Origin of the sequence: Moorena producens PAL-8-15-08-1 (assembly GCF_001767235.1) — a bacterium.
GTDB classification, from domain to species: Bacteria; Cyanobacteriota; Cyanobacteriia; order Cyanobacteriales; family Coleofasciculaceae; genus Moorena; species Moorena producens_A.
Map to the genome: position 1 here is coordinate 1,270,467 of NZ_CP017599.1, position 22,647 is coordinate 1,293,113.

13 protein-coding genes and 2 pseudogenes are annotated in these 22,647 nt (G+C 43.2%); 6 read left to right on the forward strand and 9 right to left on the reverse strand.

What is annotated here, in order from left to right:
- Positions 1-47: 47 nt before the first annotated feature.
- Both BJP34_RS04960 and BJP34_RS04965 read left to right on the forward strand, forming a co-directional pair.
- Positions 48-1,682, forward strand: a complete 1,635-nt coding sequence (locus BJP34_RS04960; RefSeq protein ID WP_070391394.1) for a CHAT domain-containing protein — start codon at positions 48-50, stop codon at positions 1,680-1,682.
- Positions 1,683-1,987: 305 nt separating this feature from the next.
- Positions 1,988-2,647, forward strand: a complete 660-nt coding sequence (locus tag BJP34_RS04965) for a hypothetical protein (protein WP_081431078.1) — start codon at positions 1,988-1,990, stop codon at positions 2,645-2,647.
- A gap of 465 nt (positions 2,648-3,112) precedes the next feature.
- Here BJP34_RS04965 and BJP34_RS04970 read toward each other — a convergent pair whose 3' ends face one another.
- The 6 genes from BJP34_RS04970 to BJP34_RS04995 form a co-directional block, all read right to left on the reverse strand.
- The gene (locus tag BJP34_RS04970; protein WP_070391395.1) at positions 3,113-4,027 is read right to left on the reverse strand and encodes a phosphatidate cytidylyltransferase; all 915 of its coding nucleotides are present in this window, start codon (positions 4,025-4,027) and stop codon (positions 3,113-3,115) included.
- A gap of 91 nt (positions 4,028-4,118) precedes the next feature.
- Positions 4,119-4,721 carry a precorrin-6Y C5,15-methyltransferase subunit CbiT gene (gene cbiT, locus BJP34_RS04975; protein WP_070391396.1) on the reverse strand — a complete coding sequence of 201 codons (603 nt, stop codon included), beginning with the start codon at positions 4,719-4,721 and terminating at the stop codon, positions 4,119-4,121.
- Between the two features lie 706 nt (positions 4,722-5,427).
- Positions 5,428-6,897, reverse strand: a complete 1,470-nt coding sequence (locus BJP34_RS04980; RefSeq protein ID WP_070391397.1) for an aminotransferase class I/II-fold pyridoxal phosphate-dependent enzyme — start codon at positions 6,895-6,897, stop codon at positions 5,428-5,430.
- Between the two features lie 584 nt (positions 6,898-7,481).
- On the reverse strand, positions 7,482-7,898 hold the full coding sequence (locus BJP34_RS04985) for a helix-turn-helix domain-containing protein (protein ID WP_070391398.1): 417 nt from the start codon (positions 7,896-7,898) through the stop codon (positions 7,482-7,484).
- A gap of 1,147 nt (positions 7,899-9,045) precedes the next feature.
- Positions 9,046-10,158 carry a WD40 repeat domain-containing protein gene (locus BJP34_RS04990; protein WP_083305005.1) on the reverse strand — a complete coding sequence of 371 codons (1,113 nt, stop codon included), beginning with the start codon at positions 10,156-10,158 and terminating at the stop codon, positions 9,046-9,048.
- A gap of 7 nt (positions 10,159-10,165) precedes the next feature.
- Positions 10,166-11,764 (reverse strand): gamma-glutamyltransferase family protein, encoded by a 1,599-nt coding sequence (locus BJP34_RS04995; protein WP_070391400.1) that lies wholly within the window; start codon positions 11,762-11,764, stop codon positions 10,166-10,168.
- A 171-nt stretch (positions 11,765-11,935) separates the two neighbouring features.
- On the opposite strand from BJP34_RS04995, the gene BJP34_RS05000 reads away from it, so the two are divergent.
- The 4 genes from BJP34_RS05000 (at position 11,936) to BJP34_RS05010 (ending at position 18,046) form a co-directional block, all read left to right on the forward strand.
- On the forward strand, positions 11,936-13,759 hold the full coding sequence (locus tag BJP34_RS05000; RefSeq protein WP_070391401.1) for a hypothetical protein: 1,824 nt from the start codon (positions 11,936-11,938) through the stop codon (positions 13,757-13,759).
- A 93-nt stretch (positions 13,760-13,852) separates the two neighbouring features.
- Positions 13,853-15,382 carry a DUF1822 family protein gene (locus tag BJP34_RS05005; RefSeq protein ID WP_070391402.1) on the forward strand — a complete coding sequence of 510 codons (1,530 nt, stop codon included), beginning with the start codon at positions 13,853-13,855 and terminating at the stop codon, positions 15,380-15,382.
- 49 nt (positions 15,383-15,431) lie between these two features.
- On the forward strand, positions 15,432-15,620 hold the full coding sequence (locus BJP34_RS38735; protein WP_149030802.1) for a hypothetical protein: 189 nt from the start codon (positions 15,432-15,434) through the stop codon (positions 15,618-15,620).
- A 38-nt stretch (positions 15,621-15,658) separates the two neighbouring features.
- A complete protein-coding gene (locus BJP34_RS05010; protein WP_070391403.1) occupies positions 15,659-18,046 on the forward strand; it encodes a CHASE2 domain-containing protein in 2,388 nt (795 codons plus the stop codon).
- A gap of 166 nt (positions 18,047-18,212) precedes the next feature.
- Here BJP34_RS05010 and BJP34_RS05015 read toward each other — a convergent pair.
- From BJP34_RS05015 to BJP34_RS05025, 3 genes and pseudogenes are all read right to left on the reverse strand, one after another.
- A pseudogene (locus tag BJP34_RS05015) lies at positions 18,213-18,908 on the reverse strand (IS200/IS605 family accessory protein TnpB-related protein); the annotation flags it as partial.
- 106 nt (positions 18,909-19,014) lie between these two features.
- Positions 19,015-20,733 (reverse strand): group II intron reverse transcriptase/maturase, encoded by a 1,719-nt coding sequence (gene ltrA / locus BJP34_RS05020; protein ID WP_070391404.1) that lies wholly within the window; start codon positions 20,731-20,733, stop codon positions 19,015-19,017.
- A gap of 581 nt (positions 20,734-21,314) precedes the next feature.
- Positions 21,315-22,034 (reverse strand): annotated as a pseudogene (locus tag BJP34_RS05025) (IS200/IS605 family accessory protein TnpB-related protein); the annotation flags it as partial.
- Positions 22,035-22,647: the final 613 nt, after the last annotated feature.

Genomic DNA, 22,647 nt, shown 5'->3' on the forward strand with positions numbered 1-22,647 from the left:
TAGACTGATCCTCACATCGGTATATTCCCTATAATGATGAACCTTTAATGTCTGGTATCGAAAATCCTTGCCTCAGTTTAGCGATCGCTCGTCTATCTGCCGCTGGCAGAGAAAACTTGGCTATCTGGGTGCTGAAAGCTCCTTACCCAGGGGGTATGGTTCATCATGATTCTACTTGGTCTGAATATATGACTAAGTCCTGGCTGGCTTGGCAGGACATGTTTTCTCCATTTTCAAACCATGTGCCGATTAGTGGTCATCACAACCAGTATCCGACCACTTTGCCCTCACAGAATCAAAACGGTGCTACAGGTCCGGAGATTAGCTATAGTGGTCGTTTGATGCAAGGTTTGGGCATTGACCTCTGGCAGTGGCTGTTTCAAGGCTCAATTCGCAATGCCCTCGAACGAAGTCAAGGCATTGCCTTGGGACAAAATAAACCCCTTCGCCTGCGCTTGGAAGTCCGCGCTCCAGATTTCATTCCCCTCCCCTGGGAAATTATGCAACCCATGGCGGGTAAACAGGCAATTTCCCTTTCTCAGCAAATCCTGTTTAGTCGCACCACTAGTGATGTAGACGCCCTCGAACCCCTGCGCTCCCACCAGGCTCTCAATATTTTGTTAGTTCTAGGAGAGAAGGTTCAAAAATTAAATGGTTCGACTACCAATTTGGATCTCGAAAAAGAAGCGGCTACCTTGGTAAATGCCCTTCAAGCTGGTAGAGCCGCTCAAACTTCTAGGAACCAATCCGTTCCACCAGTTACCTGCAACGTCTCAAAACTAATACAACCGACACCAGCTGAACTGATTAAAGCACTCGAAACTGGTGCCTATAACATCCTATTCTATGCTGGTCATGGTGAAAGCGCACCAGACGGAGGTTTGCTATTTTTACGCTCGGATGCGAAAATTAGTGGTACGGAATTGGCTCAGGTTCTGGTGCGGACCCAGGTTGCCTTAGCTGTATTCAATGCCTGTTGGAGTGCCAAACCTGACCAAGTGAATTCCCAAACCATTCCCCGTAGTAGTTTAGCTGAGGTGCTTATTCACCACGGTGTCCCAGCCGTTTTGGGGATGCGGGACTCCATTGCTGACCAAGAAGCCGTGAGTTTTATTCAATCATTCGCCCAAGCCTTGGCGGAGCGCATGCCAATTGACCATGCTGTAGCTGTGGCCAGACAGCATATGTTGACCCTTTACAAGTTTAACCAACCAGCCTGGACCTTGCCTATCCTTTATATGCATCCTCAGTTTGAAGGGGAGTTAATCCAACCGGTGGGAGAAGGAATTACAGAACTGCCCACCATCACCTCAAGCTGGCTTGAAAATCCACCCCCAACTGCGTCTTTGCGTTCCATAGGAAAAACCGATCAGGTCTGGCCGATTCGAGGTGGATTGATGCGAGTGGGACGCCTACAATCTCACAACGATTTGGTGATTCCCGAAGTTTGTGTGAGTAAGCAACATGCTGAAATTATCTGCCGTGATGCTTTCACTGACCAAGGCTCGGATCCAACTTACTTCTTGAGGGATTTTTCTCGTAATGGTACGAGAATATTGATCGATAATGGTTGGAAAACTGTTCATCATCAGGAAGTTCAGCTAAGGTCGGGTATTCAGCTTAAGTTTGGTGGTCCTCGTGGTCAGATCTTTGAGTTTATTATTGACTCCCCAGAATCTTGAGTAGGACTATCCTCGTGCCGAAGATAAACTCAAGCTTATGCTGTTAACTATGCTGTTAACAATGGGAGTTTCACAAGGATACTGGTTAGAGTCAAATGGCAACTAGTGGCTGTCTACCTAAGGGAGCCTCTCAATAGCTCACTAATATCACACATAAGTTGATGAACGAAAGTGCTGTTGCCATGGTAATTAAACACGCGCTGAGAAGTCCAGATTATTTTTTCAGCTGTTGCGGAACTTCCTCAAAAATTGATGTAGCTATTTTATGTCAGGTTTCATCTACTAACCCAAACAGGAGGGGCATTATGAACAGCCAAGCTATTCAATATCAAGAACATCAACAATCATATTTTGAGGATACTTCGGTTCAAATCCAAGAAGAACTACTAGAATTATTACAGTCAGAAGAGGAGTTTTATCCTTGGGATCCAACTGATCCAGAAGCAGAAGCTTATTTTGCTGAGCTAGAAGCAGGTTTTTCCCTCAACGAAATCCAAGATGACCAGGAAATTGCTCAGGCTTCTCTTGCCTTTTTTGAGCGACTAAATCAGTGTTGGGAATTACCTCTCGAATCGAGCATCGAATCGAGCATCGAATCGAGCATCGAATCCACCATTGACTCGTTGAAGGCAGCTTTAGCTAACGGATGTGCGTCTTGCATGCCTCCCGAATGGCTCGAAGCGATCGCTTCGAGAGCTCAAGAGGTTGTTCACAAGAACTTGTCCTTAGCAGAGCAACTTGTGCTTTGTGTCAAGCCATTGTTACAAAACTGGACAGAAGACGATCTATTGGTGTTAGCTCGTCCGTGGGCTTACGCCATGCGCAGTAGCTCAGACTCCATGAATGTCAGTGCTTCAGTTAAATCTGAACAGTGGCACTCTTTGTCTTCTATCCAACAAGTCCGCCTAAGCCTAGAAGTAGCTCATTCGGCTCTGATCGAACTAAACAATCACACTAGTAACTAATCATCTGACTAATCATCTGACTAACCATCGATATTAACATATTAGTGTCGTAACTGGTCTTAGTGATTAGCGTAATTACTGATTAGTCATTACCGCCAAGCTGGGTTTGAACCGAAAAACCGTTTTCCGGTTCTGTATTTACCTAGATTAATTGTAATCCGGACATGATAGTTATCCCAAGTTGCATTGATATGTAGCACCATTACCTCCCATCTTCGTAATCTGTGGTTTCTGACGTCTACCCCATCCAGAATGCACTTTTATAGCGGTTTTCAGGTTTTTATTCCGATTATGACAGCCGGTGATTGCACTCGGAATTTCCTAGAGGCGTGCTGTGTATTCTACGCTCGCTGGAAACCGCTATAAATTTTTAATCTACTCCAAGGTAGCTTAACGGGTTAATGCTATCAATAGATGGCTTTTTGCAATCAATAAAATCAAAAAATTTTGAACATTGACACAAGACTACAGGTAGCTGGGTAACAGTGGTAGTAAAAGCGTGACAAAATAATAAACCAAAGGGGCAGTGAACACATAGCTGTCTGTTCGGTCTAAAATGCCACCATGACCAGGAATTAATTGCCCGGAATCCTTGACACCAGCATCCCGTTTCATTAAGGACTCCGTTAAGTCTCCTAAGAGGCTAGCTACACCAATGATTACTCCGAGCATCATGCCACTCAACTGCCAGCACGGCCAATTCAGATACCAAGCTCCTGCGATTCCTACAGCAATACTACTGACAAGGCCAAATATAGCGCCTTCCACAGTTTTTTTAGGACTGATCATAGAAAGGCGAGTGCGACCAAAAAATTTGCCGAAGGTGTAAGCTCCGATATCTGCTGCCCAAATACAGCTAAATGCTAGGAGAGTTGAAGTTAACCCAGCAGGTAAATCACTCAGATTAATCGAAAAATTAGACCAGTATCCACTGCTGGGTAGGTTCGTAGCGGCGACTGTAGCATCTCTAGCTAGGGAGGACGTTTCAGTCAAATCAGTCAAACCCACTCGCAGACGGACCCAATACCCGGGCAGATAACCACCATAGAGTAAACCTAATATGGAAGCCCCAATATCCGCAATGGTTGCTATCTTGGGTTGGAACAGTAAGTAAAAGCAAATAAATGTTCCAGCAATGGGAAACACCGCATCAGCCAGGGTTGGTGAAATGGTAGCTGTAATTAGTAGTAGCTGAGACACAAACATGGTGCTTTTGGTTGCTGGCACCATGCCTTTTGCTTTTACTAGTTGAAAAAGTTCTAACTGACCTAAATAGACAATGACACAGAAGCCGATGGTAAAATACCATCCCCCAAGTAAGATCATCCCCATCGCCAGGGCGATCGCAACTATTCCACTAAAAATCCGTAACCAGGGCATATGACGTTTTTTTTTGACACTCCTGTTCTCACACAAGAACAGGTTATTTATATTATTATTGTTAATTTTGTTCCCTGAAGGGGTCTATTCCTTACTCTAACTTCTCACCACTAAGAATAAAAATGGGGTTAACTGCTGCAAATGTTTGATAATTCCCCCGTGTCTCTAGGCGATTGACGGCTGACTGAACGACTTCGATATTGCGAGCCTGTAACTCCGCTAAGCCTTCTGAGATGGCATAGAGTCCTTCTAGATTGTTGGTGGTTGCTACTATCCTCCCTGGAGATTCTAGGTAGGGCCAGACTTCTTTGAGTAGAGTTTTGATTGGTCGTCCTCCTTCAAGGCAAACTCGGTGGGGTTTTAATGGTAGATCTTTGAGACATTCTGGGGCGTTACCTTCGATGACTTCTACGTTGGTGACATTAAAGCGATCGCAATTGTGTCGAATCAGGTTGGCTACTTCTTCATCCCGTTCTACGGCAATAATCTCACTTTTGGGACACAGTAGTCCAATTTCTACAGGAATGGTACCGGTTCCAGCACCGATGTCCCACAACCGGTCTTGGCTTCCTAGTCGTAGAGCAGAAATGATCAGCAGCCTGACTTCTCGCTTACTTAAGGGAATACCGGGTAGGCGTTCAAAGAGGTGATCTGGGATTCCAGGAGTAATGTATGGCCAAATTGGGGATGACATTTGTGGTATTTAGGTTTCGGGGTATTTTTTTTACTTTAGTTATTTTGATTTATTAAACTAAGCAATTCAGGTATAGAACACATATTTTTTTAATAAAAAGTATTATCAATACAGCGATTCTTTACCTGTTATTATATTTTAATAAGTTTAATATCATCAAAGGATTACTGTGTCTATTTTTGATAGTTTTAGATTTTAGTTTTTATCATAAATAGGAGATAAATTTTATTACAAATTAGCATCCATTTGTCCGAAATAACCATAAATATTTACAAAGATTATAACCTTGATCATACTTATGAGGTACATTCAATTTTATTCCCTCTTTATTAAGGGGGTAAACCCCCAATAAGCTGGTATTCATTTAAATTTTATCGTTATGACAGCAGGGGAGCTCGAATCCCCCCTAACCCCCCGCGCGTAAGGGGGGAATGGGAGCAGGGGATAGGGTTTGACGGTTTTTTTTATAACTGAATAATACCCAATTTAAATGGGCAAGAGCTTACCTCTGTGCAGTGCTACTCCCGACTCCGTTGGGCTTGCGCTTACAGTCGTCGAATTAAATTCGCGCTTATTGTCGCACCGCTCCCGACTCCCTCGGTGCGCTTGACCCGTAATTAAATTCGCGCTTATTGTCGCACCGCTCCCGACTCCCGACTCCCATTAAGCCAGCACGAGGTACCTGATCTAATTGAGAACTACTATACTAGTCAATAACCTTTAGGGTTTGGAGGCTGGGGTCGCTACAACCGGTAATTTGACCACCTAAGGTGATAATTTTTTGGAGGTATTCAATAGTAGTTGATTTGATTTGTTCTCCTGGCATTAGGGCTGGTATTCCTGGTGGATAGGGACAGATTAATTCGGCACTGATCCGGTTGATGGTTTCGGTTACCGGTAGGGTTTCGGTGGGAGCAAAGAAGGCTTCACGGGGGGAGAGTAAGGGTTGCAGGTTACAGGTTGCAGGGTGCAGGTTACAGAAGGCAGGTTGCTCAGTGGAGGAATTGCGATTATTTTGGGCAACTTTGATGAAAGCTTGTACAAGTTGCTGAATATCGGTTTGGGTATTGCCTAGGCTAATGATAAAGGTTAAGTGGTGAAGTGTTGGTAACTCCGCTGTGACACCAAGCTGTTGATCAAGAATTTCATCGGCTTCAAACCCACTTAATCCTAATTCGGTCACTCTTACGGTTAAGCGAGTTGGGTCTAGGGCTTGGAATCTTCGGGGTTTAATTAGTTCTAAAACTGATAATCCTGGAATTTGGCTGATTTTACTTCTGGCATCCTGGGCTAGCTGCAAGGTATGACTCATTAGTCGTTCTCCATGGAGTGCCATTTGTTGTCGTGCGGCATCTAGGGACGCGAGTAGTAAATAACTGGGACTGGTGGATTGAACTAGCTGTAAGGCTTTACTCAAGCGCTGAGCATCAATTCGATTGCCCTGAATGTGCAACATCGATGCCTGTGTCATGGCACCGAGTACTTTATGAGTTGATTGTACGCTTAAATCGGCTTCGGCTGATAGGGCATCGAGGGGTAAATCGGGATGGAAGGCAAAGTGAGGTCCATGGGCTTCATCCACCAGTAGGGGAATATTATGTTGGTGAACTATTTTAGCGATCGCTTTTATGTCACCACAGATTCCTTGATAGGTGGGATAGACCATCATCACCGCTTTAGTGTCCGGATGTTCAGTCAGGGCTTGGTTAACTGCGGTTGGGGTGATGCTATAAACCAAGTCAGTTGATGGGTCGTACTCAGGGTTAATAAAGATGGGGATAGCACCACACAAGACTAATCCTGCGATCGCGGATTGGTGGATATTGCGCGGTAACAGGATTTTGTCCCCGGTATAGCAGGTGGCTACTATAGCAGCCATCACCCCACAAGTAGAACCGTTGACTAGGAACCAAGTTTTGCTAGCACCAAAGGCTGCTGCTGCTAGGTCTTGGGCTTCTTGGATTACCCCTTCTGGAGCAAAAAGATTATCTAACTCCGGTAATTCTGGCAAATCAGCTCGAAATACTGATTTTCCTAGCAAATCCGCTAATGGCTCAGGTATTCCCTTCCCTTGTTTGTGTCCTGGTGCATAAAAGGCTGCATGGGGCTTTTGGGCTGATGCGCGCAGAGCGTCTAATAAAGGTGTCTTTTCCTGAGAAGGTGGTCGATTGTTCACAAATTTCTCCCAATGGCTCTACCATATCAAAAATTGAGCCAATTTTAAATCTTTGTGAGGTTAGCAGGGATTAAAAACCAGTGTGCTAGGGGAATCGCTAAGAGGATATCTCCCAAGTTTTTTTATACTGATTTTTGCCCCCCTAGCCCCCCAACTTTGGGGGGAACAAGAGTCAATTTGCTTCTAAAAGTACCCCGCCCCCCTAACCCCCCAATTCTGGGGGGAATTAGCGGATGCTTCGCTTTTTTACAGATGGGGACCAACGGGGGCTTGGATGTAGCAAATAAGACTTCTCAGACAACCTCTGAGGTGAGTAGGGATTCAAAACCAGTATACTAAGGGAATCGCAAAAAGCTATATCCTTGATCAAACTATAAAGGAATTGGTCAGCTAATGATCTCAACTATTACTGACTAACTAGTTTTTTAAATTCCGTTTATTGCTAGTAACGAATAATCAAATACTAGTCCACACACTGCTAGATACGGGCATGGATCAATTGGTTACTGATTGATAACCAGGATATCGATAATTTTTAATTTATATTATGTCCGAAAGTTCGGATCACTGATAGCTTAGACGTTTCAGATCACTTTATAATCAGAGATAGTCTCTATCCACACCCTTGCTCCACAATGTAAGGGATTATCAGGACGATACATTACTCTACATGGTCCATTAACTTCCACGGTATGACCATAAGTGTTTTTAGACCCTCGTTTTACGGTAATCACAGGGTTGCGCTCTCCGGTCTTGAGATTTTGGCGAATCACTTTCTGGTTAACGTGAATCACTGCAGGAGTGTAATTTGTACGCTTTGACCAGTTCCGCTTTGGACCGCGAGTGCCGGGCGTGACCACTGGCATGCCATCAAACAAAGGAATCACCCAAGTTCTACCCACTTTATAGGCTCCTTTGACTCTGCCTTTACCCAGAAGGTAACGGACGCGAGTGGCGGAAACACCTAGTAAATCGGCGGCTTGTGCGGTGGAAATCATCATAGCGGCTTAACCATTGCGTTTAATATACTGTTTATATTAGCATAATTTTAATTAGGATGCAAGCTTTTAAAAAACTATTGCATTTTAGCAATGTAAAATACTATCAGTGAAGTAAATAGGGTAAGTGTGGTAAATAAGGTAATTGTAGGGAGGTGGGAAGAAAGTGCTAGGTATGAATGGAACTGGAGTACAGAAAAACTATTGCACTCTAGGAATAGATTGAGTTAGTGGTTGTTCAAGGCTTGATACTGATGACTGATATGGTAAAAATGCGATGCTCGGTAGAGCCGCTAAGCGATCGCATCGGCTATCAAGTTGGATTTACCAACTTGGAGACATAAGAACTATTGCACTGTCACCATCAATTCGGTCAGTGGATGATCTTACTTTGATACTGACTACCGATATTCCAAAAATGAGATTGATGACCCGATCAAGTTGGTAAATCCAACTTTGGGAAATAAGAACTATTGCACTGTCGCAATCGACTGATTCCGTAGGTGATCAAACCTTGGTCTGTTCAGCTCAAGTAAAAAAAAATACCAATTAACGTAGGGTGGGCAAAGCCATCATTTTATTAATACTCATTGGAACCAAACTGTTTTTGCCCACCCGACAAGTAAGACAAATACCAATTAACGTAGGGTGGGCAAAGCCATCATTTTATTAATACTCATTTGAACCAAACTATTTTTGCCCACCCGACAAGTAAGACAAATACCAATTAACGTAGGGTGGGCAAAGCCATCATTTAATTAATACTCATTGGAACCAAACTGTTTTTGCCCACCCGACAAGTAAGACAAATACCAATTAACGTAGGGTGGGCAAAGCCATCATTTAATTAATACTCATTGGAACCAAACTGTTTTTGCCCACCCGACAAGTAAGACAAATACCAATTAACGTAGGGTGGGCAAAGCCATCATTTTATTAATACTCATTTGAACCAAACTATTTTTGCCCACCCGACAAGTAAGACAAATACCAATTCAAGTAAGGTGGGCAAAGCCATCTAATCATTAATACTCATTGGAACCAAACTGTTTTTGCCCACCCTACAAGTAAGACAAATACCAATTCAAGTAAGGTGGGCAAAGCCATCTAATCATTAATACTCATTGGAACCAAACTGTTTTTGCCCACCCTACAAGTAAGACTTCCCCCGATTCCCGATTCCCGATTCCCGATTCTTGATTTCCTGTTCAAGACTAATGGGATTAAGGACTAACGACCAAATTCTAATCGTACCATCCTCCCCACCACTAACTAGAGTGTTTCCATCTGGACTAATGGCAACTGACCAAACCCAGCCATCATTTCCAGATAGAGTGCGCAGCAATTGTCTACTCTCTACATCCCACAGCTTGATAGTTTTATCACTGCCAGCACTAGCGATAGTTTTGCCATCGGAACTAATGGCAATGGAGAGAATTGGTGCGGAGTGACTTTCGAGCATAGCTAATTCTTCGCCACTGTTGATATCCCACAACTTGACGATTTTATCAACACTAGCAACTAGGATGTTGCTATCTTCACTAATGGCAATATCAGAAATCTGACCAGGTTGTTTTGAGATGGTTTGCCGCAATTCTAGGGTGGATAAATCCCAAATCTTGATAGAACGATCTGACCCGCCACTGGCACTAACTAAATGTTTTCCATCGGGACTAATGGCAACAGCAGTAACCCAGTCGGAATGATCGGTAATGGTGCCTAAAGTTTTGCCAGTGAGGAGATCCCACACCATAACGGTCTTGTCAGGAGAGCCACTTACTAGGATTTTGCCATCGGGACTAATTGCGATTGATCTGACTATACCCGTATGTCCTTTCAAGGTACGAGGTGGTGCTCCAGTTTCTAGGTTCCAGATATTAATTTGTCTTTCTGTTGCGGCAGCGAGACGTTTACCATCAGCACTGATTACTAGAGAACTGGGCGTTCTGGTAAAGTCTTTGATCGTCCTCTGTAGCCTACCATCCCTGAGATTCCAAAACTTGATGGTTTTGTCTTTACTGCTGCTAATTAGGGTTTGGCTATCTGGACTAATGGCAAGAGAATTAACATCTGACCGATGACCTGAAATTAGTTGAGTCAGCTGAGCCTCTTGCCACGACTGGGCTAGCAATGGTTGTTGATAATGTGAGCGTCCTAGGGTTACCGGATAGACTATCCCTGTAGCCATAGTTAAGATAACTGTAGTGCATGATAGAGCCAACAGCGCTATTAATTTTTTCCTTAACATCTGTTGGATTGTCATGACCCCTTCACCCTACCAAGGCTAATCCATCACCACGGGGTTCAGATGCCGCTACCAAAACCCCTGACTGACGCCAGATAACTTGACCTTTACCAAAATTTATGCTATCTGCCATAACCTGAATGTCATGACCCATCTCAGCTAGCTCCAGAGCAATATGACGGGGTACACTCTGTTCCAATAGGACTTGTGACCCATCCACAAATCGCCATCTGGGAGCATCTAGAGCAGCTTGAGGATTCATCCCGTAATCTGCCAGATTAACCACTACCTGTACATGTCCCTGAGGCTGCATGGAGCCTCCCATCACTCCAAAGGGCCCTAGAGGTTGACCATTTTGAGTCATAAAACCCGGAATAATGGTATGATATGACCGCTTACCTGGTGCGACTTGATTAGGATGACCGGATTCTAGGGTAAACCCTAAGGCTCGGTTTTGCAAGGCAATGCCAGTGCCAGGAATAACAATCCCACTCCCAAAGCCTTCAAAGTTAGATTGGATAAAGGATACCATTAGTTCCCCATCTGCTGCTGCTAGATAAACTGTGCCACCTTTGGGTAAACCGGGTTTTGCTAACGCGATCGCTTCTTCCCCAATTAACTTCCGGCGTTCCCTGGCATACCCATGGTCTAATAGCGTTTCGATTGGGACTTCCATAAACCGGTGGTCAGTGATATGGCGGTGAGCATCAGCAAAGGCTAGCTTCATGGCTTCGATTTGTAGATGATAGCTTTGGGCTGATTCACGGGGATAGTGGCTTAAGTCAAAACCTTCGATTATATTTAATGCCATTAAGGCCGCCATCCCTTGGGTGTTGGGGGGAATCTCCCATACGGTCAGGTCACGATAGTTAGTTGAAATCGGGTTTACCCACTCAGCTTGGTGGCTAGCTAGGTCAGCTTTGGTCAGCACGCCACCAGTATTAGCCGCAAAGTTTGCGATCGCATCAGCAATTTCCCCTTGATAAAAGCTTTCACCACCACTGTTTGCAATCGCTTTCAAGGTCTCAGCATGATCCTTACTCCCCCATACCTCCCCAGCTACTGGTGCGCGCTGGTTAGGGAAAAATACCTGTTTAAATGGTTCAAATTCTCGTCCAGTCAGGGGAAGATACAGAGCTTCCGCCCGTTTCCAAGCTCTTGCTGTGACTGGAGAGACTGGAAATCCGGCTTCGGCGTATCGAATGGCTGGGGCAAACAATTGCTCAAAGGGTAGCTTTCCCCACCGTTGCCATAAACTACGCCATGCTGATACCGCTCCTGGCACCGTTACCGATAACCAGCCGATAGCAGGAATTTGACTCATGCCAGCAAAATGCTCAAGGGTCAGGTGTTGAGGGCTTTTGCCAGAGGCGTTGATGCCATGGAGTCTACCATCCCATACTAAGGCGAAGGCATCAGAACCGATACCATTAGAGGTAGGTTCAACCACTGTCAATGCGATCGCTGTGGCTATAGCAGCATCTACAGCATTGCCTCCAGCCCAAAACATTTCCATACCAGCTAGGGTGGCTAGGGATTGGCTAGTGGCTACGGCAAATCGATTACCCATGACTACCCGTCGTCTGGAGGGGTAGGGATAATGGGTTAAGTTACCCTTGAGCATAATCTTCGATTATCAAATGTTATGTAGTTATTTTATAGACAAGCTGCATAACCCCTAAGCTTGAGTACTAAGTAAGTAATGAGGTTTCCTTCCACTTAGTTGTTTGAGCGATGAATCGATTTAAGTTAGGAGTTAAGGTAAAGCGCTACTAGAAGCTAGGGTAAAGAATCAATGCCTACTAACAACTCAGGTATCAAACCGTTTTCGACATCCATTTATTTCAAAGACCCCCAAGGTGATAGGGGGATCGAGCCGGTTTTTCAATCTAATTCTAGATTAGAGGGTTTCATGGCACATCTAGTCGAGTCTGAGCCAGACAGGAGCGAAGCCGATTGGGCTGCTTGCTTCTTATATCAGTTGAGACAAGCATCTGGTATTTACCGGATTTTATCCATGACTAATCCTGCGATAGTGGTGATCAGAGCTTATCTGTTATTGTTAACCTTATCTGATCAGCTCTTATTCAATTACCTACAGTTTGTTTGTTGGTCTGCATCTCAAGCGATCGCCCATCAGTTGAGTAAATCTCATAATCTTGCCTTACATTATCCTGTAGAGGAATGTTTCATCATTGCTAGTGAAGCAGCCAGCCAGCCAGCTAAACTCCTCAGAGGATTTAATTTTTATGCTAAGTCTTCTATCAATGCCTATGCTTTCAATGCCCTCAAGCGAATTATTAGAAATCAAGTCGCCAAGGAACTCAGGTTAAAATCTATCAAATTTTCTGATTATGGCTTGTTGCGATATTTGGATAAAACCGAACTTGAGCAAGCACTTAATAACTATGGAATCACTAATCAAGATTTCAACTATTATCGTCTGGCTTGGCAATCCTTTAAAGACTACTTTAACGAAATTTATCCTCCCAGCAGCAAGGGAAAGTCTCGCCATCATTCCCCAATTAAATTCCTAAGCCAGCAACAGCTTCAACAAATTGCTATTCGTTACAACCAGCAGTTAAATCGGTTAACTCAAATGGTTAGTTCTGAGTTAAAACTTGCTGATTTTAAGAGGAATAACCCTAAAATAAGTGATTCAGATTGGTTAAGACAAGTAGTACGTTACTCAGCATATGGGCCACGCCCACGCTACGGGAACAGCAATCAGCACTCAGCAATTAGCAATCAGCAATCAGCACTCAGCAATCAACACTCAGCATATGGGCTACGCCCACGCTACGGGAACAGCAATCAGCATATGGGCTACGCCCACGCTACGGGAACAGCAATCAGCACTCAGCACATTGAAGAAATGCTAGCCATTTGCATCCAAGCGGTGCGGATGTCTCAACACAGGAATTCAGTATCCTTAGATGAGTATGGGGAAATTACTGATATAGCATCTAATCCTTTGGAGGTGGTAATCCAAGAGGAAGAAAAGGATGAGTTGGCTCAAGTCAGGACTATTATCTTAAGAGAATTTACTGCTTTAGATCAGCTAGCTCAAACATCCCTAAGACTTTGGCTTGGTCTAGGCATCAATCAACAAGATTTTATCGAGCTTTTCGGGTTTAAAAAGCAATATCAAATTGCTCGCCAGTTTCAACGTTATTTTAAACGAATTTTGAAGGCAGTCGTCACCTTTTATTTTCAGGATGCTATGAGCACAAGTCTAACCTCTAAAGACATCAATCAGCGCCTTAATGCAACCACTAAAACTAACTATATTAATAACTATCTAAAAGCTTACTTAAGTGCTGATAGCCAAGAGTTATTTTCTAAAGTTATTTATAAAATTTATGATGAAGATATTGCTAAATCAATGACTATTAATTTTAGTAAGATAGAAAAAAACAAACTAACAAAAATAAACCAGAGTTTACTTGAATTAATTCAACCAAGGTTTGAGGTATTAATTGAAAAAAAAATGTCTATAGAACTGATTGAATTTCGATCAGCTAAACCAGCGATAACTAAATTTATTGAGCGGTGGCTCCAGCAAAATCAGGCACTACTAGAGCAATCTCGATCAGGAAATAGGGCAAAACCAATGTAGCCAAAGTAAAACCTGAAACCTGAAACGTGAAAACACCAAATATCCCAATATCCCAAATACCAATTAACGATTAACCAAAAAGGAGATGAGTCAATGAAATTAAGTTTAGAGGATGTAGCTTTCCTACACCCAGACCAATTGTTGATAGAATTCTCCCCAGAAGAACGAGAACAAGCATGGCACCAAACCCAAGCTCAAGGTTATTCTAATCAAGCTGCTCGTTGGCGAGCGTATCTGAATTGTCTCTGTCTGAATACGTTTTTAAGCTATCTGGACACAGAAGCAAATTTAACAGAAGCAAATTTAACAGAAGCAAATTTACTAGAAACAGCACTAGACAAAGCACTAAAGAAACCACTAAACAAAGCATTAGTATGGCCAGAGTTGGGGGATTTACCAAGTTTCTGGGACGTAGTGAATGGTACAGCTGTTGAGCTAAACCAGATGCGACTGGTATTAATTCCTAGTGAAGAAATCAAGTTTACAGCGTTGCGAGTACCGCGAGAGTGGGTTGATATTCCTGAGTGGGCTAGTCATTATTATGTGGCGATGCAACTGAATTTAGAAGAATGCTGGTTACAGGTGTCGGGATACACAACTTATCAACAGTTACGTGATCATGGTAACTATGACATCATCGATGAAACCTACGCTGTGGATGCGGTAGATTTAATTGAAGATTTGAATGTGATGTGGGTAACGGAGGAACTTGCTCCTAGTCCCAAACTGGTCGTAAAGCCAATGGCAAGATTATCCTGTGATGAAGCAACAACGTTAATCAAGCAATTGAGCCAGGAAACTCCTTATTCTCCGAGGCTAGATATTCCTTTTGCTAAGTGGCAGGCACTGGTATCAAATTCTAGATGGCGCAAGGAATTATATAAACAACGTTCCCTAGTTGACTCTCGTAAGCCATCTATAACCTTACTGTCATGGCTGGATAATTTCCTGGAGGCTGGTTGGCAAACTGTTGAGGAAATTCGAGCACGTAATGGTGAACCTACTTTAAGCTTAGCTTACCGGTCTCAACCGATTCGTTTGAAGGATCGTTTTAACGATAATTCTTCAGCATCTTCCCCTTTTTCGGAAAATATCCCTGAAGCTGTGACCGCAATTATTAAACTATTAAAAACCAATAGCAGTAAAGATACTAACTTACCCGCTATAGAATTATTGGGTGAAATTGGTCATAGTAACTTAGAGGCGATCGCATTGCTTGCTGACATGATCAATACTACTGACGATCATGACTTACGTCGCCAAGCCGCTGTCAGTTTGGGAAAACTTGACCCAAATCATCCCCAAGCTGGGATTAGGCGAGTTAAGATAATTGATTTAGAAATGCAACTCAATGAGACCAAAGTAGCATTTATGGTTACTTTCATACCTGAAGCAGATGGTGAAATTAATGTTCACTTACGGGTGTATCCTACTAACAGTAAATATCTAAAACCTAATCTCGACTTGCTAGTACTTGATCACCAGGGAGAAATTTTCTTGTCGGCTCAGTCGAGAAATGCTGATAATTGGATTCAATTAGAGTTTAATGGTGAAAAGGGGGATAGATTTATGGTAAAACTGGTACTGGCAGATGCCAGCTTCTCCAAAGAGTTTGTGTTGTAATCTATCTTGGGTTGAAACTTTAGGGTTGAAAGTTGTGAGGTTGAAAGTTGTGAGGTTGAAAGTTAAAGGTTGTGAGGTGGAAGGTTTTAAGATAGCGTTTCTGATACTTATCAGGTACCTTCAAGTTTCTTACCCCGACTCCCGACTCCCGACTCCCGTTCCCCTCCTGGGAGGGGTTAGGGGTGGGTTCCGACTCCCGACTCCCTATAACCAAGGACTTTCTCTGCCACCCAATTGAAAAATACTATTAATAAATTGAATACTAGGGGATTAAAAATGACGAAACTAGTAACCTTTAAAATAGTTGATGGTGATTTTAAAAAGGGCTTTCGGGTAATCCTAAAAATTGGGATTGATCCCAATGAAAATAATTTAATGGCTAGAGAAATTGACGGTTGGTTACCGCCAGCACCTGAGATTAACCAATTGTGCAACAGTTGGCTCTTAAGCTATCGTGCTCAAGGGAGAATCAAACTGCATCCACCGGATCGGAAACTGACAGCTCCCTCAGAACAGATAACCAACTATTCAATTATCAACTCAGCTCATGATTTAGAAGAGGCGATCAATAATTGGCTAAATTCAACGGATAGAAAGTTTCAACGCTTCCGGGATCAAGTGTTAAAATCTTTATCGACCAATGACCAGATTCGGTTTATTATTCAAACTAATAATATCAAACTTTGGCAATTGCCTTGGCATCTCTGGGATGTCTTGTCCGATTGTGATATTGAGGTTAATTTCAGTACGTCAGAATTTCCCTTACCCTTCCAAGCAATCGACCAATCTAGAAATAAAGTCAGACTATTGGCAATTCTAGGAGATGACACCGGGATTAATATCGAGAAGGATTTGGCATTACTCCAGGAGGAATTACCGGATGCAGAAATTGTACCTTTAATCAGTCCCAAAAAAAAAGAATTAAGCCATGAATTATGGGATAAAAGGTGTGATATATTGTTTTTTGCTGGTCATAGTTTTACCCAGAAAGATAATTTACAAGGACGATTTTTCATCAATGAAGATGAAAGCCTAACCATTGAGGAGTTAAAGTATGGTCTAAGCAATGCGATTGAAAATGGTTTAAAATTGGCTATTTTTAATTCCTGTGATGGGTTAGGATTAGCAGCAGAATTGGTTAGTTTACCAATCTCGACAACCCTGGTAATGCGGGAACGGGTGCCAGATGAGGTAGCTCAGACGTTTTTAAGGTATTTTCTCAACGCATTTGCTACAAAGCAAAAATCCTTATCGGATTCAGTTTGGGAAACCCGGAAAAGATTGCAGGAGGAGGTAGAAGATAACTATCCCTGTGCTAGTTGGTTACCAGTGATATTTCAAAATCCTGCTCTGGAACCGCCAACTTGGGAAGACTTGATCCGAAATATTAGCAATCCTATTGATGATCGAGACTATCTCAAGCATAAACCCAAACTCCCAAGGGTTTTACTGGTAAGTTTGATGGTCACTATCGCAGTGATCACAATGCGATCGCTTGGGCTGTTACAAGGATCAGAATTACGTGCTTTCGACCATCTTATCGGTCTGCGACCACCTGAAAAGCCGGATGAGCGGGTTTTAGTAATTGCGGTGGATGAACCAGATATTCAGTATCAGGAAAAGATGGGTTGGTCGAGAAAAGGGTCATTATCCGATACAGCCTTGGCAGAACTGTTGCGAAAACTCAACCGTTATCAACCGCGAGTGATTGGCTTAGATATTTATCATGACTTTGAGTTTGAACCTAACTTAGGGACTCAATTGAAACAAAATCCCCGTTTCATTGCGGTGTGCCAAATGAAAAGTAATGATCACCCTGGTATCGCTTCACCACCGGGTATGACATCACAACAGATCGGCTTTAGTGATTTCCCTCGTGACCCAGATCATATTATCCGTCGCCAACTTCTAGGGATGGGCTATCCGGATAATTGTAATACTCGTTACTCTCTAAGTTTACAAGTGGCTCTGAATTACCTAGCCGAAGAGGGAATCCCGCCGATGAAGAGAAATTCAGCAGGGGATGTAGAAATCGGTGATGTGGTGTTTCGGAAATTCGCACACAATGCTGGTGGATATCAGTTAAAGCCAGAACATGCAAGGGGATATCAGATACTCCTTAATTATCGTGCCAATAATCCCAAACAAGTTAATCTCCAAGACTTACTCAAGGGTAAACTTGACTCCCAACTGCCGGATTTAGTCAAAAATAAGATTGTCTTGATTGGGGTTGGTAAAGATTTAAAGGATGTACACCAGACTCCCTATACTAAAGGGCCATGGTCTGACAAAATACCTGGGGTTATGGTTCAAGCTCAGATGAGTAGTCAGATTATTAGTGCTGTTTTGAATAAACGACCCTTGCTCTGGTGGTTGCCACAGTGGGGGGAAATGCTTTGGATTGGTAGTTGGTCTGTGGTGGGAGGCCTATTAGTTTGGCGTTTACATTCCCCATCCTACTTGGGAATTGCTGTTTTTGTTGGTATCAGCCTTTTATCTGGAGTCTGTTATGGTCTCTTACTCCAGGGGGGATGGATACCTTTTATACCATCAGCGTTGGCCTTAGTGGCAACCAGTGGAGCCATCGTAGTTTCTAGCATTTTTAAATCAAATGTAAACAAGGATGACAGTTTTTTATATTACCAAAAATCCCTAGATACTTGATTATATCTGGCCTTTTGCTTCTTGCATCTTGCCTTTACTAATCGCGATTCTGTTTACATCTCAAATGTAAAGGCTAGATTTATCATCCAATTCTTTTAAAAAATTTTGATAAAAAGGTTATTTGTTAAAGATTGAATGAATTTTAAATGAAGCTTCTCCCACCTGGCTATCGCCGTTCGCGTAGCGTGGCGATAGCCAGGTGGGAGTGTCCTATGCACACCTTAGAACTACGAAGCGTCCATAAGTCACACAGACAAGCCCAGCTTCTAGGCGGTCGTCCAGAACTTTTGCTGGAACGACCCTCGTTGTCATTTCTGCGAACGAGCTTAAGTACACCTCTAGCCCCGATGTTGTAAGCGCCATTAAGATTGGCCGTAGGCCACGCTACGCGAACGGCATTGAATAGCTTAGCTGAAGGGAAGGTTGCTAGGGCATAATTCCTTGAATCACGTCTAACCGTGCCAGAACCGTCATAGGCAAGCTTTGAAGTATAGGCAGCTACAACTTCTATTACCTTTCCACCCAACTCAGTCCACTTCATCTGTGTAAAGTCGCGAATTTTTGCTTTGAGCCATCCGTGAAACCTTTGTCGTAGATTAGACCGCTTCCGTCCACCTTTTGGTTTCCATCCTTTGAGGTTCTCAAATACGACCGCTTCAGAATTAAATTGTTCAGCAATCTCAACAATTCGCTTTGAGACAATGTGACCAATTTGGGTGTTGATTCTTTGGCATTTTTGATAGGTTTTAGAACAAAAACCTTTATGAAGTCTTCCGCCCTTACCCATAGTCTTAGACGCCCGCATAGATACGGATTTTAGTCGTTTGTCCCGACGGTCTATGTCTCTCCCAGGATGTATAAAATTAAACTAAGCCGGAGAGTCGCCCCTCCGACTCGTCTTCAAAACCGTACGTGACACTTTCGCATCATACGGCTCCTCATCATAGGAACTATTGCCATTAGTACCTCTAGAATGGATTCTCATCTAATTCTGAAGAATTGATTTTGATTCCGTGTTTAATGTCGTGACAATGGAGGTGTAATAATTCCAGATTTTTGTCTGAATCATTTCCTCCTAATGAACGTGGTAAAATGTGATGTTTTTCCAGTAAATCTCCGTCCCTGAAGATAAGGCCACAATGAGCGCACTTCCCTTTTTGCCTTTTCAAAAGCCTTCCCTTTTGACTGGTCATTTCAGGATGTTTTCTCATTCTGGTGTTCCAATAAATAAGGTCGCCATCATAGGGGCTGCGGGTTTTCTCGATTTTTACATGCCTTACAATTTTTGTTTCGGCGTGTTTAGGAAGGTAGTTTTCTTCCTTATCCATGAATACCCAGTTGTCCACCTTGAGTTTTTCTCCTGGTTTCTTGGCCTTTTCTATTTTGGTTCCCCAGTATTTCTTGTATACCCAGGTTCTTGATTTTTTGGGATGTCTTCTATACCCCCATCTTCGGAGTTTGTTCCAAAGCATGTATCCTAGTTTTGTGTATGTTTCCTTGCTACAGACTCCTCTGTAATAGTTACACCATCCACGTAGAATAGGCTTTAGGTGTTTTATTAACGCCTTTTGGGGAGCGGCTCTATGTCTTTCTATAACATTTGAGAGCTGCCTGAAATGCTTTGAAATTGCTTCTTTAGATGGTTTGACTAACGTTTTAAAGCCTTGTTTTGAATGGTTTTTCCCCACTTTGTATTGACGGATATTGAATCCAAGGAAATCGAATCCGTCAAAAGTGTGAACTATTTTTGTTTTACTGGGCTTTAATTCCAATCCCATGTCTTTTAACCATGTATTGATGACTTCCTTACAGTCTTCTACCACGTTTTGGTTTTTGTGCATGATAACGAAGTCATCTGCATATCGAATCAAACTTATTGCTCTTTTATTGTCCCTTTTACATCCGGGCATTGATTCAGCGTATTGTTCAATTCTTTCTTCCATTCCGTGGAGGGCTATATTCGCTAAAAGTGGAGAGATGACTCCACCTTGAGGGGTACCCTCTTCTGTAGGTGAGAATGTTCCATTATCCATCACACCGGATTTCAACCAGGACTTTATTAATCGTCTCATGGATGGATATGTATTTAATTTAGTTAGAAGTGCATCATGGTTGATTTTATCGAAGCATTTGGCGATATCCGCGTCGAGTACCCATTTGGGCATACGATTGGTGGCCACAAATATAGCTTCTATAGTATCATGACATGAGCGTCCTGGTCTAAACCCATAAGAATTAGGTTCAAATTTTGCCTCCCATTCAGGTTCTAGTGCCTGTTTGGTGAGTGCTTGTAGAGCACGGTCATACATGACTGGGATTCCCAAAGGCCGTTTTTCCTTCTTTCCAGGTTTGGGAATCCAGACCCTTCTGGTAGGTTGTGCCTTTTTTGAGATTTTTAGGTCGGCTACTAAGGTGAGACGTTGCTTATTATTTAAAGCTTTAATCCCATCTATTCCGGCAGTCTTTTTACCTTTGTTCTCTTGGGTGACCTGTCTAACCGCAATCATTTTTGCTGACCAGGACTTTGTTAGTGTTTTTTGGAGTTTTCTTACCACGCTCACATCACCACGTTGGGAGGCTCGATATATACGTTTTTGCAACTTAAACACTGTCATTTCTAACTTTCGCCAGTTGACTTTGTTCCATTCCGACTGTGGGGCGAACCCCCGAGTTTTAGACTTATTCATTGCTATTCACATCCATATCTTTTCCTATAACGTGAGTCTGTCAGCATATCCTGGATGTTACTCCAGACGTTGGCTTTTGACTCAATCTTGCCCTTATACCACTTACGGCTAACTACCTACTCGGAATGTTCGACCTTTCCGAGAGTGTATATAAGGGTTACTTCGTTCCTGATAACCATTCTTTGGACTTTTAGGGCGGTACTTTTCACCGGGAATATATGAAGGAAATCTTTACAAGATGTGAAAGCCTTGTAAACCATATTCCGTTGCCTTTTGTCTGTAGTGTTTCAACCTGTTTCAACTACGTAATCCTTACGATGATTTAGACATACCTTTCTTTCGTACCCATGAGTCCTTTGCCTGTTACTAACACCACCTTCAGGTTAGTAGTGCTTCACTGTTCGACCCTTGCACCAATCCATGAGTTTGTTAAGTTCATGAATCAGGGTAAGGCTGTCACTCGGATTTCGCGAGGGGAGGTCTTTCACCTCCATGGTTATCAAGTTGTCATGGTTCAAGTGAACCAAGCAGTTAGTCCCCCTTACCCTTATTGGGTTCGGTTTATAACTAACGAATCGCACCTCCCTGTGGATTACAGTGCCGCTATGGGTCACAACTGCTATTGTTGCGGCAGTGTTAATTCCCAGATCTACCGCAGTCACATTGGATTCTGGTTTCCGTTTTTCTGGCTTACAAGTAAACGGAACCGATAAATGACAAGCCCTTTCATTGAAAATCAACGAAGGGGACATCATCTTGTTACTGGCACAGGCGTGCCTTTCCCTGAGACCAGCAATTTGAACAGTAGTCCAAACCCAGTCTGAACCGTCAAAAACCTTGATTTCGGCTTGATCAAAACCATGTAGTTTATAGCATTGGCCTTTGTACAAGGCAGGATAACAGCCAGTATCAGCGTTTAGTTTTGGTGGCTTGCTATCCCTCCTTTTTCTTGTACCCGACTGCCATTCGCGGTAGCGGGTTACATAACTACTAACCTGACCAGCAGCAAAGGAGATCGCAGCACGACGGTAATAGCTAGGGAATTTGTAAAAAGATTTGTTAAATTGCGCGTATTTGATGTTAGGACGTTTGGCTGTTTTATGCATCAGCCTCTCAACGGCAGGGGTTAGCTGATCAGCTGTTAAACACCCCAACTCAGACCAATGAGTATAAATAATTCCGACCAAATACCGACAAGCTTGGCGATACACTTTAATCGTCTCCCTGAACAATGTCCTTTGAACGGAAGTCACATTAAGCTGCCATTTGTCAGTTCGTATGACTTTGGTCGGCGTTTTCACTGGTCTAATAAACTTTCCTACACTTAATATCTTAGCTTTTAAAAGATTGGACGACAATTAAACAATCAGTGTTCCAGGTTTGTAGTAATTACTATTGGCGTGGACTAACCCCCACCTGAACGAGGTGGGGGAATGCGTCTCACGTCCTGTTCAACTATAGAAATGAGTCGGGATTGATATGTAATACTGTATTTCGGTCAATAAATCAGTCATCAGCGATGCAGAGGTGCGACCCGTGACGAATTAAATTCGCCACGGGTCAAGGGCACCTAAGCGCTAATGGGGAGGCAGCGCCGCCAAAGGGGGTCTTCCCACTCGCGCTTTGCCGTGGTTTCCCCCGGAGACGAAACCTGATTACGTTGAGCTGAGCCTTTATGGTTGGTAGGCTATGCAAAAAAGGTTAAAACTTATTGATTAAGGCGAGCCTGTCTTACGGTAACTTCAAGGCCTGCCGACCCTTGGCCGTAGGCCACGCCAAAGGCGAACGCGAACAAACCACTCGCGCAATAATCAAGACAAGGTCAACTGCGTCATTGTTCTGATAGCTACTAACCTCAAGGCGTAAAGCAGAAGACACCCAGGTTGAGGTCAGCAGTTGAGATCTAGCCTTTCG

Bases quoted from the DNA above. Each gene is read 5' to 3' on its own strand.
- BJP34_RS04960 (WP_070391394.1), top strand. From the start codon at position 48: ATGTCTGGTATCGAAAATCCTTGCCTCAGTTTAGCGATCGCTCGTCTA.
- BJP34_RS04965 (WP_081431078.1), top strand. From the start codon at position 1,988: ATGAACAGCCAAGCTATTCAATATCAAGAACATCAACAATCATATTTT.
- BJP34_RS04970 (WP_070391395.1), bottom strand. From the start codon at position 4,027: ATGCCCTGGTTACGGATTTTTAGTGGAATAGTTGCGATCGCCCTGGCG.
- cbiT (WP_070391396.1), bottom strand. From the start codon at position 4,721: ATGTCATCCCCAATTTGGCCATACATTACTCCTGGAATCCCAGATCAC.
- BJP34_RS04985 (WP_070391398.1), bottom strand. From the start codon at position 7,898: ATGATGATTTCCACCGCACAAGCCGCCGATTTACTAGGTGTTTCCGCC.
- BJP34_RS04990 (WP_083305005.1), bottom strand. From the start codon at position 10,158: ATGACAATCCAACAGATGTTAAGGAAAAAATTAATAGCGCTGTTGGCT.
- BJP34_RS04995 (WP_070391400.1), bottom strand. From the start codon at position 11,764: ATGCTCAAGGGTAACTTAACCCATTATCCCTACCCCTCCAGACGACGG.
- BJP34_RS05000 (WP_070391401.1), top strand. From the start codon at position 11,936: ATGCCTACTAACAACTCAGGTATCAAACCGTTTTCGACATCCATTTAT.
- BJP34_RS05005 (WP_070391402.1), top strand. From the start codon at position 13,853: ATGAAATTAAGTTTAGAGGATGTAGCTTTCCTACACCCAGACCAATTG.
- BJP34_RS05010 (WP_070391403.1), top strand. From the start codon at position 15,659: ATGACGAAACTAGTAACCTTTAAAATAGTTGATGGTGATTTTAAAAAG.
- ltrA (WP_070391404.1), bottom strand. From the start codon at position 20,733: ATGAATAAGTCTAAAACTCGGGGGTTCGCCCCACAGTCGGAATGGAAC.